Origin of the sequence: Caulobacter sp. UC70_42, from assembly GCF_044056025.1 — a bacterium.
GTDB lineage: Bacteria > Pseudomonadota > Alphaproteobacteria > Caulobacterales > Caulobacteraceae > Caulobacter.
Genome location: NZ_CP171994.1, coordinates 709,698 through 724,421 on the forward strand (window position 1 = coordinate 709,698; position 14,724 = coordinate 724,421).

Here is a 14,724-nt window from a genome sequence, read left to right on the forward strand (position 1 = left end):
CATGCTATTGATCCGTGCCCGCCCTCCTATAGCGAACGGGGCGAAATCTCCAGCTTCTTCGGTTTCCGCTCTTGTCCCAGCCCCCTCCCCCCCACGGCGCCGCCTGGTGGCGTAGCGACGTCCACGCCGACCGCCGCCCGTTCCTGCTAGCCCGCAACCGGATCACTCGGGCGTTCCGTGCCTGGTTCGAAGCCGAGGGGTTCGAGGAGGTGGAGGCCGCGGCCCTGCAGATCTCGCCCGGTAACGAAGCGCACCTGCACGCCTTCGCAACGGAGGCGTTGACCATCTCGGGGGAAGCTCGTCCGCTCTACCTGCACACCTCGCCGGAGTTCGCCTGCAAGAAACTGCTGGCGGCGGGCGAGGACAGGATCTTCAGCCTGGGCAAGGTCTGGCGCAACCGCGAGCGCGGGCCGCTGCACCATCCCGAGTTCACGATGCTGGAATGGTACAGGGCCGGCGCACCCTACCAGGCGCTGATGGACGACTGCGCGACCTTGCTGGCTCTGGCGGCCGAGACGGCGGGCGCGAAGCGCTTCGATTTCAGGGGCATGGCCTGCGATCCGTTCGCCGAGCCCGAGCGCCTGTCGGTGGCCGAGGCCTTCCACCGACACGCCGGCGTCGACCTGCTGGCCAGCGTGGCCGCCGACGGCTCGACCGACCGCGACGCCCTGGCCGCCGCCGCCCGCGTCGCCGGGATCCGCGTGGCCGACGACGACAGCTGGGCCGACGTCTTCAGCCGCGTTATCGTCGAGAAGGTCGAGCCGCGACTGGGCGAAGGCCGCGCCACCGTGCTGTGCGAATATCCGATCAGCGAGGCCGCCCTGGCCCGCCCAAAGGACGCCGACCCGCGCGTGGCCGAACGGTTCGAGCTCTATGCCTGCGGGGTTGAACTGGCCAATGCGTTCGGAGAGCTCACCGACCCGGCCGAGCAGCGCCGCCGGTTCGTGATCGAGATGGACGAGAAGGCCCGCATCTACGGCGAGCGCTATCCGGTCGATGAGGACTTCCTGGCCGCCCTGGAGCACATGCCCGAAGCTTCGGGATCCGCCCTCGGCTTCGACCGCCTGGTTCTCCTGGCCACCGGCGCCCGTCGGATCGAGGACGTGGTCTGGACGCCGGTGGCGGACGCCTAATTCACTCGCCGGTGGACCACCGCATAGGGGTCCGCGTGGATCCGACGCCAGGCCGGATCCTGGTCCAGCAGCGCCACCACCGGATCGTCCGGCGTGAAGATCGTCCAGGCCACGCGGTAGTCTGCCAGCAGCTTGCGCAGGGCGACAGGGTCGGGCTCGACCGCCTGGAAGTACCGCTTGCTGAACGCGTCGCCGTACATGTCGGCGCGCCCGTCGATGAAGGGCTTCACGCCCTTGTAGATCAGGTAGCCGCCCAGGCCGTAGCCGTTGAGCACCGGTTGGGTCCGGAGCTCGGCCGGCACGCTGTCCAGGGCCGTGACGGGGCTGTTGAGACCGTCGACCCTTTGTAGCGGCAAGGCCAGGCGAGCGCCCAGCAACAGGACGCAGGCCATGCCGAAGCCGGCCAGCAGGGCCCGTGACGGCTTGGGCCTGGCCGGCTCATGGCCCAGCGCCTCGGCCAGCGGCCCCGCCAGCAGCAGCGGCGCGATGGCGGCCAGCACCAGCTGGTGACGGATGTGCTGAAGGCCCATCAACAACAAGGTCAGCAGCAGCAGGAGCCGGACGGTCGGGACCTTCACGCCTCGTCCCAGGCAGACGAACAGGGTCGCCAGCAGCACCATCGCGAAGGTCGAGACGTGCGAGAAGTCCTCGGCCCGCCACTCGGTGATGTGCGGCAGCACCGCCATGCTGGTGACCTGGAACGGGAACAGCAGCGCCGCCGGCCCGTGCGGGGTGATCGCGGCGCAGACCAGGCTGACCAGACCGAACAGGCCCCAGCCGCGCAGCACCTTCAGCTTGTCGGCGTTCGGCTCGGCCAGCGCCTCCAGCCCGAAGGCGCCGGCGACCACCAGGCCAAACACCCAGCTGCCGTGCAGATTGGCCCACAGGATCATCAGTAGGGCGAACCAAAGGCGCGGCGCCCGATGTTCGTCGCGGGCCGTCAGCATCTCGATCGTCCAGGCGATCAGCATCGGCAGCATGAACAGGTGCGGTCGCGCCAGCAGGCTGCCGCTCATGCAGGCCAGGGCCAGCACCGTCGTCGTGATCAGGGTCAGGCCGCCCAGCCGCAGCGAGAGCCGGCGGACCAGCATCCAGGCCGCGCCGCCCATGGCGATCGCGAACAGCGCCGTTACCCCAGCCCAACCGGCCAGGCGCGCGGCCAGGGCCATCAGCGCCTCGGACAGCCACTCGTGCGCCACCCACGGCCGGCCGGCCTGCGTATAGGAGAAGACATCACGGTCGGGGACGCGGACGTGGGCCAGGATCCACTCCCCCGTGGCCATGTGCCAGTAGGTGTCGCCGTCGTTCAGCACCTGGGGCAGGAACAGGAAGACCGTCGCCATGACCAGGGCCGCCGCCAAGGGCGCCACGTTGCGAGCGATCGCGCTGTCCTGGGTCACGATGGTCCTCCGCCTCGCGGTCACGGTTAAGGGCCAGAGCTGAACAGACCCGTAATTTGCCTCCGGCCCGGAAATCCCGCATATCCCCGCGCCTCATGTCCCCCCCTTCTCGAACCTGGGGAAAACCCTCCGCGACGTCGGGTCCCTGACCGAGGCCGGGCTGGTTCCGCCCGAGCGCCTGGCGGCGCTGGAGGCGGTGGCGGCGCGCTACGCCGTGGCGGTCACCCCGGCCATGGCCGAGCTGATCGATCCCGCCCGTGACGACGACCCGATCGCCCGTCAGTTCATCCCCTCGCCCGAGGAGCTGATCAGCAGCCCCGGCGAGGACGGCGATCCGATCGGCGACAATGTCCACAGTCCGGTCGAAGGGATCGTCCATCGCTATCGCGACCGCGTGCTGCTGAAGCCAACTCATACCTGCGCGGTCTACTGCCGGTTCTGCTTCCGCCGCGAAATGGTCGGGCCCGAGGGTCTGGCGAACCTGACTCCGGCCCAGCTGGACGCCGCCTTCGCCTATATCGCCGGCCGACCGGAGATCTCGGGAGGTCATCGTCACCGGCGGAGACCCCTTCGTGCTGTCGCCCCGCCGCCTGGCCGACCTGATGGACCGCCTGGAGGCGATCCCCCACGTCAGGATCGTTCGGTTCCACACGCGCGTGCCCGCCGTCGATCCGGACGCGGTCACCGACGACCTGATCGCGGCGCTGAAACGCACGACCAAGACCGTCTATGTCGCCCTGCACGCCAACCACGTCCGCGAGCTGACTCCGGCCGCCCGCGCCGCCTGCGCCCGGATCGTCGACGCCGGGATCCCGATGGTCAGCCAGACGGTGCTGCTGCGGGGCGTCAACGACGACGCCGAGGCGCTGGCGGACCTGATGCGGGCCTTCGTCGAGACGCGAATCCGCCCCTACTACCTGCACCATGGCGACCACGCGCCGGGCACCGCCCACCTGCGCACGAACTCTGGCCGAGGGACAGGCGATCATGAAGGCGTTGCGCGGGACGGTCTCGGGCCTGGCCCAGCCGACCTATGTCCTCGAACATCCCCGGCGGCCACGGCAAGGTCCCGGTCGGACCGAACTACGTCTCGCAAGGACCTGGGGGGAGCGCGATCGAGGACCCGGACGGCGCGGTCCGCGCCTATCCGCCCACGGCGTGATCTCCGCCTAACAACCACGCTCACGTTGCATCGCAGCAAAGCCTTGGCGAGCGCGGGCTTTCTCGTGCTAGAAAAGTCGGCACATCCCAGGGTCCGGCGCGAATGTCCGGCGCGAATTCAAGCGAAGGCTTGGCTTTTATGAGTGAAATCAAGACGGTCGGCGTTATCGGCGCCGGCCAGATGGGGTCTGGCATCGCCCATGTCGTCGCCCTCGCCGGCTATGACGTGCGTCTGCATGACGTCTCGCGCGAGCGGATCGACGCCGGTCTGGCCCTGATCGAGAAGAACATGGCCCGTCAGGTCGGTCGCGGCATCATCGACGACGCCGCGATGAAGTCGGCCCTAGCCCGCATCTCCGCGGCCGAGGGCCTGGAGACCATCGGCGACACCGACCTGGCCATCGAAGCGGCCACGGAAAACGAGGAGATCAAGAAGTCGATCTTCCGCAGCCTGCAGCCGCACCTCAAGCCCGACACGCTGCTGGCTTCGAACACCTCGTCGATCTCGATCACGCGCCTGGCCTCGGCCACGGATCGTCCCGAGCGCTTCATCGGCCTGCACTTCATGAACCCGGTGCCGCTGATGAAGCTCGTGGAGATCATCCGCGGCATCGCCACCGACGTGCCGACCTACGAGACGGCCGTGGCCTTCGCCAAATCGCTGGGCAAGATCACCAGCAACGCCGAGGACTTCCCCGCCTTCATCGTCAACCGCGTGCTGGTGCCGATGATCAACGAGGCGATCTACACCCTGTATGAAGGGGTGGGCACGGTCGACGCCATCGACACGGCGATGAAGCTGGGCGCCAACCATCCGATGGGCCCGCTGGAGCTGGGCGACTTCATCGGCCTGGACACCGTGCTGAGCATCATGAACGTGCTCCACGAAGGCCTGGCCGACAGCAAGTACCGTCCCTGCCCGCTGCTGGTGAAGTATGTCGAGGCCGGCTGGCTGGGCAAGAAAACCGGCCGAGGCTTCTACGACTATCGCGGCGAAGTCCCGGTTCCGACCCGCTAGGGCCTGCCCCGCTAGGGCCCCAGCGTTTCGTCGGCGCGATCAGGACACGCGCCGACGAACCGCCCCACCACCTCCTGGGTTCCGCGAAGGAGGAGGCTCTGGGCATGGCGCGCCTGTACCCCACCGGCGCGCGACATGCCCCCTGTTCTCGCGCGGCGACCCGGCTCTGTCATTGACCGACGATCCACATTCTATTGCTCTGGGATTTTCGCCGGGATGAGTTCTCGGCCGTTCGGCGAGGCTTCCGCGTGAGTGACCGTCTAAGTCGGGATCTATGGGTGCTGGACGCCCGCGAGCAGCCCGACGCCGTCGAAACGTACCGCAAGGCCTGCGCGCACCTGTTCGACATCACCCTGCTGTCGCCCGAGGCGGACTTCCACAACCAGCTGGAAGGGTACCAGCTTGGCCCTGTCGTCTTCGCACGCTGCGTCGGCGTTCCCCAGCGGTTCGAGCGCAAGCTCACCCACATCATGGCCGACCCGACGGACACCGTCATGGCGGTGCTGGATCTGGGGAAGAACGTCTGGCGCGCCGACTATGACGGCCGCGAAGCCAGCAGCGACATGGGCGCGATCCGGCTGGTGGACATGGCGCGGCCCTACCGCTCGACGATCGATAGCCCCTACGTCACGCTTTACCTGATGATCCCGCGAGGCCTGCTGGATTCCAGGGCCGCCGGCCTCGACTTCCACGGCCGGGTAGTCGCGGAGACCAGCCCGACGGGGAGGATGCTGGCCTCGCACCTGCGCGCCCTGTGGGAGTCGATCGAGACGATGACGCCGGCCGAGGCGCCGATGACCGCCAGGGCCACGGTCGCCCTGGTGAGCGGCGCGATCCTGGCCTGCGGTGAACCGATGGGCGCCGATCCCCGACCGCTGGAGAAGGTGCTGCTGATCACCGGCCAGCAGTTCGTCGAGCGGCGGCTGGACGATCCCGACCTGTCACCGGAGACGGTGCGGGAGCACCTGGGCGTGTCGCGCAGCCAGCTCTACAAGGTGTTCGAACCCGCCGGCGGCGTCAGCGCCTTCATCCAGCGGCGGCGACTGGACCAGGCCTTCGACGTGATCCTTCAGGACCGCGCCGAGCAGATGACCCTGGCCGAGGTTGGCTATCGCCATGGGTTCCGGTCGGACGCCCACTTCAGCCGCGCCTTCCGGGCCCGGTTCGGCGTCACGCCCGGCCGGCTGCGCAAGCTGGGCGAGGCGGCGCGCCAGGAGGGCCTGTCGGCCCAGGAGCGCCCCGACGACGTCTTCGTCTGGCTAAAGGGCCTGTAGCAGACCTCAGCCCGCGCCCATCGCCACGGCGACGTGATAGGTCACGAACGAGGCCAGATAGGCCAGGCTGGTCATGTAGACGAACATCACCGTCGGCCAGGTCCAGCCGTTGGTCTCGCGCTTGACCACGCCCAGGGTCGCCGCGCACTGCGGGGCGAAGACGTACCAGGCCAGGAACGACAGGGCGCTGGCCAGCGACCACTGGTGGGCCAGCAGCGAGCCCAGGGTCGTGGCGGCCGCGTCGCCGTCGCCGCCGACCGCATAGACCGTGCCCAGCGCCGCCACCGCGACCTCGCGAGCCGCGAAGCCCGGGATCAAGGCGACCGTCATCTGCCAGTTGAAGCCGATCGGCGCCATGACCGGGGCGATGAAGTGACCGATGCGGCCGGCGAAGCTGTAGTCGATGGCCGGACCCGTCGCGCCCTCCGGCGGATAGGGGAAGGTCGACAGCACCCACACCAGGACCATCAGCGGCAGGATGATCCGGCCGGCGCGGCTCATGAAGATCCGGGCGCGGGTCCACAGGTTCATCAGCACGTTGCGCGGCTCGGGCCAGCGATAGGTCGGCAGTTCCATCATGAAAGGCTCGACCGCGCCTCGCCAGAACACCCGGCGGATGACGAACGAGACCAGCAGGGCGCTGACGATGCCGCCGGCATAGAGGCCGAACATGACCAGGCCTTGCAGCGACAGCACGCCCCAGACGGTCTGCTTGGGAATGAAGGCGCCGATGATCAGGGTGTAGACCGGGATCCGCGCCGAGCAGGTCATCAGCGGCGCGACCAGGATGGTGGTCAGCCGGTCTTCCTTGTTGTCGATCACCCGCGTCGACATGATGCCCGGAATGGCGCAGGCGAAGCTGGACAGCAGCGGGATGAACGCCCGGCCATGCAGGCCCGCCCCACCCATGATCTTGTCCATCAGGAAGGCCGCGCGGGCCATGTAGCCGCTGTCTTCCAGCAGCAGGATGAAGAAGAACAGGATCAGGATCTGCGGCAGGAAGACCAGCACGCTGCCGACGCCGGCGATCAGGCCGTCGGAAATGAAGCTGGTCACCAGGCCCGCCGGCAGGTGGGCGCTGGTCCAGCCGGCGATGGCCGCGAAGGCCCCGTCGATACCGTCCATGACCGGCGTGGCCCAGGTGAACACCGCCTGGAACATCACGAACAGCAGGGTCATCAGGATCAGGACGCCGGCGACGGGGTGCAGCAGCACGTCATCGATCTTTCCGGTGACGGTGTCCGGACGCTCGGGCGGCTTCACGCAGGCCTTGAAGATGCGCTGGGCCTCGGCGTGGGCGACGCGGATTTCGCTCGCGGTCGGCTCGTGCCAGACGTTCTCGGTCTCGACCTTGCGGGCCGCGACCAGGGCCTCGACCTGTTCCAGGAGCTCGGGCAGGCCGCGCTTGCGGGTCGCCACCGTGGTGACGATCGGCGCGCCCAGTTCCTGGGACAGGCGCTCGAGATCGATGCGCAGGCCCTGGCGCTGGGCGATGTCGAACATGTTGAGAGCCAGCACGAACGGCCGGCCCACCTGCTTCAGTTCGAGGGCCAGGCGCAGGACCAGGCGCAGGTTGGTGGCGTCGGCCACGCAGATCAGCGCCTCGGGAGCCAGTTCGCCCTCCAGCTTGCCGATCACCGCGTCGCGGGTGACCACCTCGTCGGGGCTGCGGGCCCGCAGGGAATAGGTGCCGGGCAGGTCGAGCACGCGCATCTGCCGGCCGGAGGGCGTGGTCAGCACGCCTTCCTTCCGCTCGACCGTGACGCCGGCATAGTTGGCCACCTTCTGGCGGCTGCCGGTCAGGGCGTTGAACAGCGCGGTCTTGCCGGAGTTGGGGTTGCCGACCAGGGCGACCCGAGCGGGCTCGGTGAGCTCGGACTTGGCGACGACGCCAGGGCCCTGGCTCAAGGGAGTATCGAGGGGCAAGGTCAGAGTTCCGTCGAATTTCACGGTGACGGCGCCGGCTTCACGGCGGCGCAGAGCCACGCGGGTGTCGTCGACGCGCACGGCGATCGGGTCGCGGCCGAACAGGCCCTCATGCAGAACCTCGATGGCCGCGCCCTCGACGAAGCCCATCTCCAGCAGGCGTCGCTCGAGCTCCTCCGCCACCACGGCCTCGGCCGCGCCGGACACGCCGGTGACCTTGACGATCACCCCGCGATCGCCCCGCCCGGCCGTGGCCAGGGGACGCACGTCGAGAGTATCGGCGGGATTGAACTGAGGGGACAACGCGAACGCTTCGGACATAATGGCTCCGATTAGATTGCGAACGATTATCAGTCGAAGAGGCCAATGTCGATTCAACGATCCGCGCGTCTTGGGTTATGATCGTCCCTTAAGGGTGTTCCGCCGAAGCGTGTTTGCGGTTCGACGGCCGGAAGACCCGTAACCGAGAAGCGCTTGCCTGCTTATCCGGCTCGGATGGAACATCCGGTCCGGGCGGGCCAGCGGGCTGTTGGGACCGAATGGCGCAGGGTCGTTAATAGATTCGACTCTTCGACCGTGGGTCGGTCTGATTGCGTGTTACGATTCGTATGGGCGAATGATGCGTAGGCTGATGCTGGGGCTCCTGACGGGGGCTTATCTTTGTCTGGCTCTGATCGTCTCCCTCTTCCTCTGGAGGATGGGCGCGGCCCCGGCTGTCGGCGTCTCGGCCTTCATCGGCGCGCTGGGGCTGTGCTTCGCCTTCCACGGCCTGCTGGGCCAGACCTTCCTGGCCGCCGCGCTGCGCGGCGATATCGACACCGTGCGCGAGGCTCACGCCATCCTGCTGGACCAGATCGAGAAGGTCGACGCGCGCGTGTCGGATCTCGTGGAGTCGGTCGCCGCCGACGCCCAGCGCCGCACCGAAGAGCTGTCGACCGAGGTCCATCAGCTGGAAGACCTGATCGGTCAGATGAACGACCGGCTGGAGCACCAGCTCAGCCACCAGGTCGCCGCCGCCTCGGCCCGCAGTCACAATCTGGGCCGCGAACGCGCGCCGCAGACCAGCCACATGCTTCAGGTCGTGCAGGACGCCCTGGCCGAGAACCGCGTCGACCTCTACCTGCAGCCGATCGTCAGCCTGCCCCAGCGCCGGACCGTGTTCTACGAGAGCTTTTCGCGCCTGCGCGACGAAACCGGCCGCGTGATGATGCCGGCCGAGTACTTGGCCGTGGCCGAGCCTGAAGGCCTGATGACGGCCATCGACAACCTGCTGCTGTTCCGCTGCGTGCAGATCGTCCGTCGTCTGGCCAAGCAGGATCGCAAGGTCGGGATCTTCTGCAACATCTCCCTGGCCAGCCTGGGCGACGAGAGCTTCTTCCCGCAGTTCCTGGAATTCATGCAGGCCAACAAGGACCTGGCCGGCGCGGTGATCTTCGAGCTGGGCCAGGCGGCGTTCGATCGCCGGGGTCCGGTCGAAGCCCGTCACATGGCCCGCCTGGCCAGCCTGGGCTTCAGCTTCAGCCTCGACAAGGTCAACGACCTCGACCTGGACTTCCAGGACCTGGCCCGCGCCGACGTCCGCTACCTGAAGGTCGGCGCCCAGATGATGCTGGACCAGCTGGAAGAGCAGGACGGCAAGCTGGTCATCGCCTCGCTGCCCGACTTGAACGCCGCCGACTTCGCCGCCCTGACCCGCCGCTATGGCATCGAGGTCATCGTCGAGAAGGTCGAGGCCGAGAAGCAGATCGTCGACATCCTGGATCTCGACATCGGCTACGGCCAAGGCCACCTGTTCGGCGAACCGCGCGCCATCCGCGACGCGGTGCTGGCCGAGGCCGAGCCGCCGCAGGACTTCATCCGCGGCGCCCTGCGCCGCCGCGCCGTCGGCTGGTAGGCCCCTAGTGTGCTGGATTTGAAGTTCGCCCGTACTTGGATCAGGCTCTGAGCGAACTTCAAATCCAAAAAAGCACACTAGAAACATAAACTTACTAGTGTCCTTATCGATTCCGAAGTTCGTCGGAGCTTGCCACAAACGCTTGCGAACTTCGGAATCGGGACACTAGACTGCTGACAGCTTTGGGCGCGGAGCCGCAAGCTTCGGAATGATCGCCGGCATAGTCCGGCGCATGGTCTCCTTACGAAAGGAGATCCCCATGATCGCTTCGACCTATCCCGATGATGACGCGCGCTGGGACGCCATGCGCGCCAAGGACCGCGCCGCTGAGGGCGCCTTCTATATCGGCGTGCGCACCACCGGCGTCTATTGCGTCGGCAGCTGCGGCGGCCGTCCGCTGCGCAAGAACGTCGCCTTCTACGCCACCCGGGAAGACGCCCGCGCCGCTGGTCTGCGCGCCTGCCTGCGCTGCAAGCCCGACATCAATCGCGAGACCCTGCGCTGGGCCGTCGGCGAGACCAGCCTGGGCCTGGCCTTGGTCGCCCGCTCGGACGCGGGCCTGCGCCTGGTCACCCTGGGCGACGAGGTCGAGGCGCTAAAAGCCGACCTGGAAAAACGCTTCAGGCACGCCCGCATCGCGCCGGACGCCGAAGGGTTGGCCGTCGACCTGAAGGCGGTGGCCGATCTGGTCGATCATCCCGACCGCGCGCCGAACCTGCCGACCGACGCGCAAGGCACCGAACTGCAGAAGGCCGTCTGGGGCGCGCTGCGCGAGATCCCGGCCGGCCAGACCGCCTCCTATGCCGAGATCGCCCGCGCCATCGGCCGGCCCAGCGCCGCGCGCGCCGTGGCCCAGGCCTGCGGGGCCAATCCGCTGGCGGTGATCACGCCCTGCCATCGCGTGGTCCGCGCCGATGGCGGCCTGTCGGGCTACCGCTGGGGCGTCGAACGCAAGCAGGCCCTCCTGGCGCGTGAAGGGGCGCGCGTGGCCGCGTGACACTCGACTGGATTCGCATCGGCGCCGAGCTCGACGGGCGCGGCTGGGCCCTGACGGGCCCGATCCTGAAGCCCGAGACCTGCCAGGGGATCGCCGACCTCTATCTCCAGGACGCGGGCTTCCGCAGTCGGGTGGTCATGGCCCGCCATGGCTTCGGACGCGGCGAGTACAAGTATTTCAGCTATCCCCTGCCGGACGTCGTGCAGCGGCTCCGGCAGCGCCTCTACGGTCCGCTGTCGACGATCGCCAACCGCTGGGCCGAGCGTCTGGGCGAGGACCGCCGGTTCCCTGAAGCACTGGACGACATGCTGGCCCGTTGCCGCGAGGCCGGCCAGGCCCGGCCCACGCCCCTGCTGCTGACCTACGGTCCCGGCGACTACAACTGCCTGCACCAGGATCTCTACGGCGAGCACGTCTTCCCGCTGCAGGCGGCGTTCCTGCTGGACGAGCCGGGCCGGGACTTCGACGGCGGCGAGTTCGTGATCGTCGAGCAGCGGCCCCGCCAACAGAGCGCGCCGCAGGTCGTGCCGCTGAGACAAGGCGAGGGCGTGATCTTCGCGGTGCGCGAACGGCCGGCCGAGGGCGTGCGCGGCGTCCACCGTCGCGTGCTGCGGCATGGCGTGAGCGAGATTCGCTCAGGCCGGCGGCGGACCCTGGGCGTCATCTTCCACGACGCCACCTAGCCTAACGGCGAGACCCCGAACAGCAGCCGGTGCAGGAAGACCACGAACACCGCATACAGCGCCGTGCCCGCCACGACCGCGATCACGTCCGCGATCGGCTTGGTCACCACCGGCGCCGGCTCCCCGCGTCCCAGCGCCGAAATCAGGTCCACGATCGCCCAGACCAGAAACGCCCCGAACAGCAGCGCCGAGGCCTGGTCGCCATTGGCCAGCAGGTGGCCGGCCGACCACAGGATGGTCCCGAGCAGCATCGGGTGGCGCACGGTCGCCTTGATCCGTCCAACCGGCCCGTTCGAGCCGGCCAGCAGCACGAAAGCGATCCAGACCAGGCCCATCGCGGCGTGACGGCCCCAGGGCGGCGGGTCGTAGAGCTGCGGCGCCATCGGCCGGAACTGGATCCAGCCCCAGATGATCAGCCCCAGCCCGACGGCCGAGATGACAGAATAGAGCCCTTTCCAGCGCCCCGGATTGGCGGCGACCTGGGCGTTGCGGAACGGCGCGGCCAGGATCCGCACCGAGTGGACGCCCAGAAACAGCGCCAGCCCCAGGATCAGTATCGTCATCGGCCCCTCCCGCTTATCCCGGGATCATAGTCACGGAACGACGATTTCCGAAAGCTGGCGCAACCGCGCGTGAGCGGTCGCCAGGCGGCCCTCGCACGCCGCCACGATCGCGGGGCTGATCTCGCGGCGCTTGGCCTCGCTGTCGGGCGTGAAGGCCTCGCCCGGGACCTTGGCGTTCACGCCCGCGACCGCCCGCATCGCCGCCTCGACGTCGCAAGCCGGCGTCAGTCCGAAATGCGGCATCACCCGCGTGAACACCGCCTCCGGCAGGTCGCTGTAGTCGATCAGCAGCCCGCCGCCGCTCGCCCAGCCGTCCAGCGCGCCCTCGCAGACGCTGGCCAGAACGGCCGCATGATAGAGCGGATCCCGCGGGTTCCCCCACGCCAATCCGAGGATCGAGGACGGAACCAGCGAGGGGACCATCTGGCTTCCGGCGCGGCGGGCGTGGGAGACCATCACCTCGACGGGCGCGCGGTAGGAGAAGATCCAGGGCGTGTCGGGAAAGGCCGCCCGAAACAGTGGGAGCGCCCGACTGTTCCAGCAATCCAGCTTCAGGAACAGCCGCGCCTCGCCGATCCCGCGCGGCCGGGCGAAGGCGGCGACCACGGCGCGCAGCAGGGTCGGGTCGCCGGTCCGCACCGCCGCGTCGATCGGCTGGGCCTCCGAGATCACGGTGGCGTCGCGATCGGCCGCCAGCATTCGCGCGATCAGGGTCGAGCCACAGCGGGACATGTGAAAGACGAGGCCGTCCGGCGCGCGCGAACCCGACGGCAACGCCGAGAGCGGCGTCTCGACGGCGAACAGCCGGTTGATCGCCAGAAAACCCGCCGTCTGCAGTTCGTGCGCGTAGAAGCCGTCGTGCAGCCCCCGGCGCCCGAACCACCGCCAAGACACCCGGTCGTCGTCGGTCGCGGCCGGCAGCCAGCCTGGCGGCGGCGCCTGGTCGAGCCGGGATCGGCTGAGCCTGCCAGCCGGGCTGTTCCAGACCCAGCGCCACAGCGACCGCGCCGATGTCCTGCTCCTCGGCGAGACGCACGCGAAGATCCGCATCTGAGAGCAGCCGCTCGAAGGCCGCCAAGCTGGGTGCGAGGGTCATTCGAGTTCCCGAAGATCAACGCTTGTAGCGGCGCGGAACACTATCATAAGCTGAAATCATGCGCTTCCCAGACCGCGTGCGGTTGCCCTTGGCCTTCGATCCGGACCGGCTGCGCGCGGATCTCGCACGGGTCGAGGCCGACACGACCTGGGTCTCGCATTTCGTCCGCCAGAACTATGACGGCGACTGGAGCGCCATCGCCCTGCGCTGCATGACCGGAGAGACCCATCCGATCCGGATGATCTATTCCGACCCGGTCCGCACCGACTACGTTCCCACGCCCTTCCTCGAGGCCTGCGCCTATTTCCAGGCGGTCCTGGCCGCCTTCGAATGCCCGCTGACCAGCGTGCGGCTGATGAAGCTGGCGCCCGGCTCGGTGATCAAGGAGCATACCGACCTCGACCTGTGCGCCGAGGGCGGCAAGGCGCGGATTCATATCCCGATCACCAGCAATCCGGACGTCGAGTTCAGGGTCAACGGCGTCGCCGCGCCGCTGGCCCCGGGCGAGGCCTGGTACCTGCGCCTGTCCGACCCTCATACGGCGGCCAATCGCGGGGCCACGGACCGTGTTCACCTGGTCATCGACGCCCGCATGAACGACTGGCTGGCCGAACAGATGAGCCTGGCCCTGGCGACCGAGGGCGCGAACGCCTAGATGGCTCCTGGTTGACGCCCACTCCCGCGAGCTTTACCGCCCAATCCATGATGGACTTTCCCGCTGGCCTTTCCGCCCTTTCCGACCGCTACGACGTGGTGCTGTGCGATGTCTGGGGCGTGATCCACAACGGGGTGGAGAGCTTTCCCGAAGCCTGCGCGGCGCTGACCCGGTGGGGCCAGACCAAGGGTCCGGTGGTGCTGATCTCCAATTCGCCGCGCCCCTCGTACGACGTGGTCGCTCAGCTGGACGGCCTGGGCGTGCCGCGCTCGGCGTGGCAGGGCTTCGTCACCTCGGGCGACGCGACCCGGGCCCTGCTGACGCCGCACACGGGAACCAAGGTCTGGAAGATCGGTCCCGAGCGCGACGGACCGCTGTGGGCGGGCTTCGACCTGACCCTGGCGGGCCCCAAGGACGCCGACTTCATCCTGTGCTCGGGCCTCTACGAGGACGAGAAGGAAATCCCCGAGGACTATCGCGATCGCCTGAAGGTCGCCGCCGACCGGGGGCTGCTGTTCATCTGCGCCAATCCCGATCGCGTCGTGCAGCGCGGCGAACGCCTGATCTTCTGCGCCGGGGCCCTGGCCGATCTCTATGAGACCCTGGGCGGCAAGGCGATCATGGCCGGCAAGCCCTATGCCGCGATCTACGATCTGGCCGTGGCCGAGGCGGCGCAGCTGCTGGGCCGTCCGGTCGACCGCGACCGCGTGCTGTGCATCGGCGACGGTGTCATCACCGACGTCAAGGGCGCCCACGACCAGAGGCTGGCCTGCCTGTTCATCGCCAAGGGCATCCATGGCGAGAAGGCGATCGGTCCCGATGGCCTGCTGATCCCGGACGCCGTCCGGGCCCTGCTCGACGCCGAGGCCGTGGGCGCGACCCACGCCATCGGCGACCTGGTCTGGTGACAACAAGAACAAGGGG

General features: G+C 68.5%; 12 protein-coding genes and 1 pseudogene. 9 read left to right on the forward strand and 4 right to left on the reverse strand.

Going from position 1 to position 14,724, the window contains the following annotated elements:
* Positions 1 to 71: 71 nt before the first annotated feature.
* Positions 72 to 1,133, forward strand: coding sequence for an EF-P lysine aminoacylase EpmA (gene epmA / locus ACHMW8_RS03690; protein ID WP_395444785.1), 1,062 nt, complete (start codon positions 72 to 74; stop codon positions 1,131 to 1,133).
* On the opposite strand, the gene ACHMW8_RS03695 is transcribed toward epmA, so the two are convergent.
* Complete coding sequence (locus tag ACHMW8_RS03695; RefSeq protein ID WP_395444786.1) at positions 1,130 to 2,533, reverse strand: hypothetical protein; 1,404 nt, start codon at positions 2,531 to 2,533, stop codon at positions 1,130 to 1,132. The two genes, epmA and ACHMW8_RS03695, sit on opposite strands and share 4 nt — an antisense overlap.
* Positions 2,534 to 2,648: 115 nt before the next feature.
* Here ACHMW8_RS03695 and ACHMW8_RS03700 point away from each other — a divergent pair.
* The 3 genes and pseudogenes from ACHMW8_RS03700 (at position 2,649) to ACHMW8_RS03710 (ending at position 5,986) form a co-directional block, all read left to right on the forward strand.
* Positions 2,649 to 3,695, forward strand: a pseudogene (locus ACHMW8_RS03700) (lysine-2,3-aminomutase-like protein).
* A 138-nt stretch (positions 3,696 to 3,833) separates the two neighbouring features.
* Positions 3,834 to 4,712, forward strand: coding sequence for a 3-hydroxybutyryl-CoA dehydrogenase (locus tag ACHMW8_RS03705; RefSeq protein WP_125155327.1), 879 nt, complete (start codon positions 3,834 to 3,836; stop codon positions 4,710 to 4,712).
* Between the two features lie 248 nt (positions 4,713 to 4,960).
* Positions 4,961 to 5,986 carry a helix-turn-helix domain-containing protein gene (locus ACHMW8_RS03710; RefSeq protein ID WP_395444787.1) on the forward strand — a complete coding sequence of 342 codons (1,026 nt, stop codon included), beginning with the start codon at positions 4,961 to 4,963 and terminating at the stop codon, positions 5,984 to 5,986.
* A gap of 6 nt (positions 5,987 to 5,992) precedes the next feature.
* Here the strand turns inward: ACHMW8_RS03710 and feoB are convergent, their stop codons facing one another.
* Positions 5,993 to 8,233, reverse strand: coding sequence for a ferrous iron transport protein B (gene feoB / locus ACHMW8_RS03715; protein ID WP_395444788.1), 2,241 nt, complete (start codon positions 8,231 to 8,233; stop codon positions 5,993 to 5,995).
* A 298-nt stretch (positions 8,234 to 8,531) separates the two neighbouring features.
* Between feoB and ACHMW8_RS03720 the strand changes: the two genes are divergently transcribed.
* From ACHMW8_RS03720 to ACHMW8_RS03730, 3 genes are all read left to right on the forward strand, one after another.
* Positions 8,532 to 9,806 (forward strand): EAL domain-containing protein, encoded by a 1,275-nt coding sequence (locus tag ACHMW8_RS03720; RefSeq protein ID WP_395445890.1) that lies wholly within the window; start codon positions 8,532 to 8,534, stop codon positions 9,804 to 9,806.
* Positions 9,807 to 10,065: 259 nt separating this feature from the next.
* Positions 10,066 to 10,803, forward strand: a complete 738-nt coding sequence (locus tag ACHMW8_RS03725) for a methylated-DNA--[protein]-cysteine S-methyltransferase (protein WP_395444789.1) — start codon at positions 10,066 to 10,068, stop codon at positions 10,801 to 10,803.
* Positions 10,800 to 11,486 (forward strand): 2OG-Fe(II) oxygenase, encoded by a 687-nt coding sequence (locus tag ACHMW8_RS03730; RefSeq protein ID WP_395444790.1) that lies wholly within the window; start codon positions 10,800 to 10,802, stop codon positions 11,484 to 11,486. Before ACHMW8_RS03725 ends, ACHMW8_RS03730 begins: the two co-directional genes overlap by 4 nt.
* Here ACHMW8_RS03730 and ACHMW8_RS03735 read toward each other — a convergent pair.
* Positions 11,483 to 12,049, reverse strand: a complete 567-nt coding sequence (locus tag ACHMW8_RS03735; RefSeq protein WP_395444791.1) for an NnrU family protein — start codon at positions 12,047 to 12,049, stop codon at positions 11,483 to 11,485. The genes ACHMW8_RS03730 and ACHMW8_RS03735 overlap by 4 nt on opposite strands.
* A 30-nt stretch (positions 12,050 to 12,079) precedes the next feature.
* On the reverse strand, positions 12,080 to 13,099 hold the full coding sequence (locus tag ACHMW8_RS03740) for an aspartyl beta-hydroxylase (RefSeq protein WP_395444792.1): 1,020 nt from the start codon (positions 13,097 to 13,099) through the stop codon (positions 12,080 to 12,082).
* Positions 13,100 to 13,203: 104 nt separating this feature from the next.
* Between ACHMW8_RS03740 and ACHMW8_RS03745 the strand changes: the two genes are divergently transcribed.
* Entirely contained in the window at positions 13,204 to 13,800 is a 597-nt protein-coding gene (locus tag ACHMW8_RS03745; protein WP_395444793.1) for an aspartyl/asparaginyl beta-hydroxylase domain-containing protein, read from the forward strand.
* Positions 13,801 to 13,847: 47 nt separating this feature from the next.
* A complete protein-coding gene (locus ACHMW8_RS03750; RefSeq protein ID WP_395444794.1) occupies positions 13,848 to 14,708 on the forward strand; it encodes a TIGR01459 family HAD-type hydrolase in 861 nt (286 codons plus the stop codon).
* Positions 14,709 to 14,724: the final 16 nt, after the last annotated feature.

Bases quoted from the DNA above. Each gene is read 5' to 3' on its own strand.
- ACHMW8_RS03705 (WP_125155327.1), top strand. From the start codon at position 3,834: ATGAGTGAAATCAAGACGGTCGGCGTTATCGGCGCCGGCCAGATGGGG.
- feoB (WP_395444788.1), bottom strand. From the start codon at position 8,233: ATGTCCGAAGCGTTCGCGTTGTCCCCTCAGTTCAATCCCGCCGATACT.
- ACHMW8_RS03720 (WP_395445890.1), top strand. From the start codon at position 8,532: ATGCGTAGGCTGATGCTGGGGCTCCTGACGGGGGCTTATCTTTGTCTG.
- ACHMW8_RS03725 (WP_395444789.1), top strand. From the start codon at position 10,066: ATGATCGCTTCGACCTATCCCGATGATGACGCGCGCTGGGACGCCATG.
- ACHMW8_RS03735 (WP_395444791.1), bottom strand. From the start codon at position 12,049: ATGACGATACTGATCCTGGGGCTGGCGCTGTTTCTGGGCGTCCACTCG.
- ACHMW8_RS03740 (WP_395444792.1), bottom strand. From the start codon at position 13,099: ATGCGGATCTTCGCGTGCGTCTCGCCGAGGAGCAGGACATCGGCGCGG.
- ACHMW8_RS03745 (WP_395444793.1), top strand. From the start codon at position 13,204: ATGCGCTTCCCAGACCGCGTGCGGTTGCCCTTGGCCTTCGATCCGGAC.
- ACHMW8_RS03750 (WP_395444794.1), top strand. From the start codon at position 13,848: ATGATGGACTTTCCCGCTGGCCTTTCCGCCCTTTCCGACCGCTACGAC.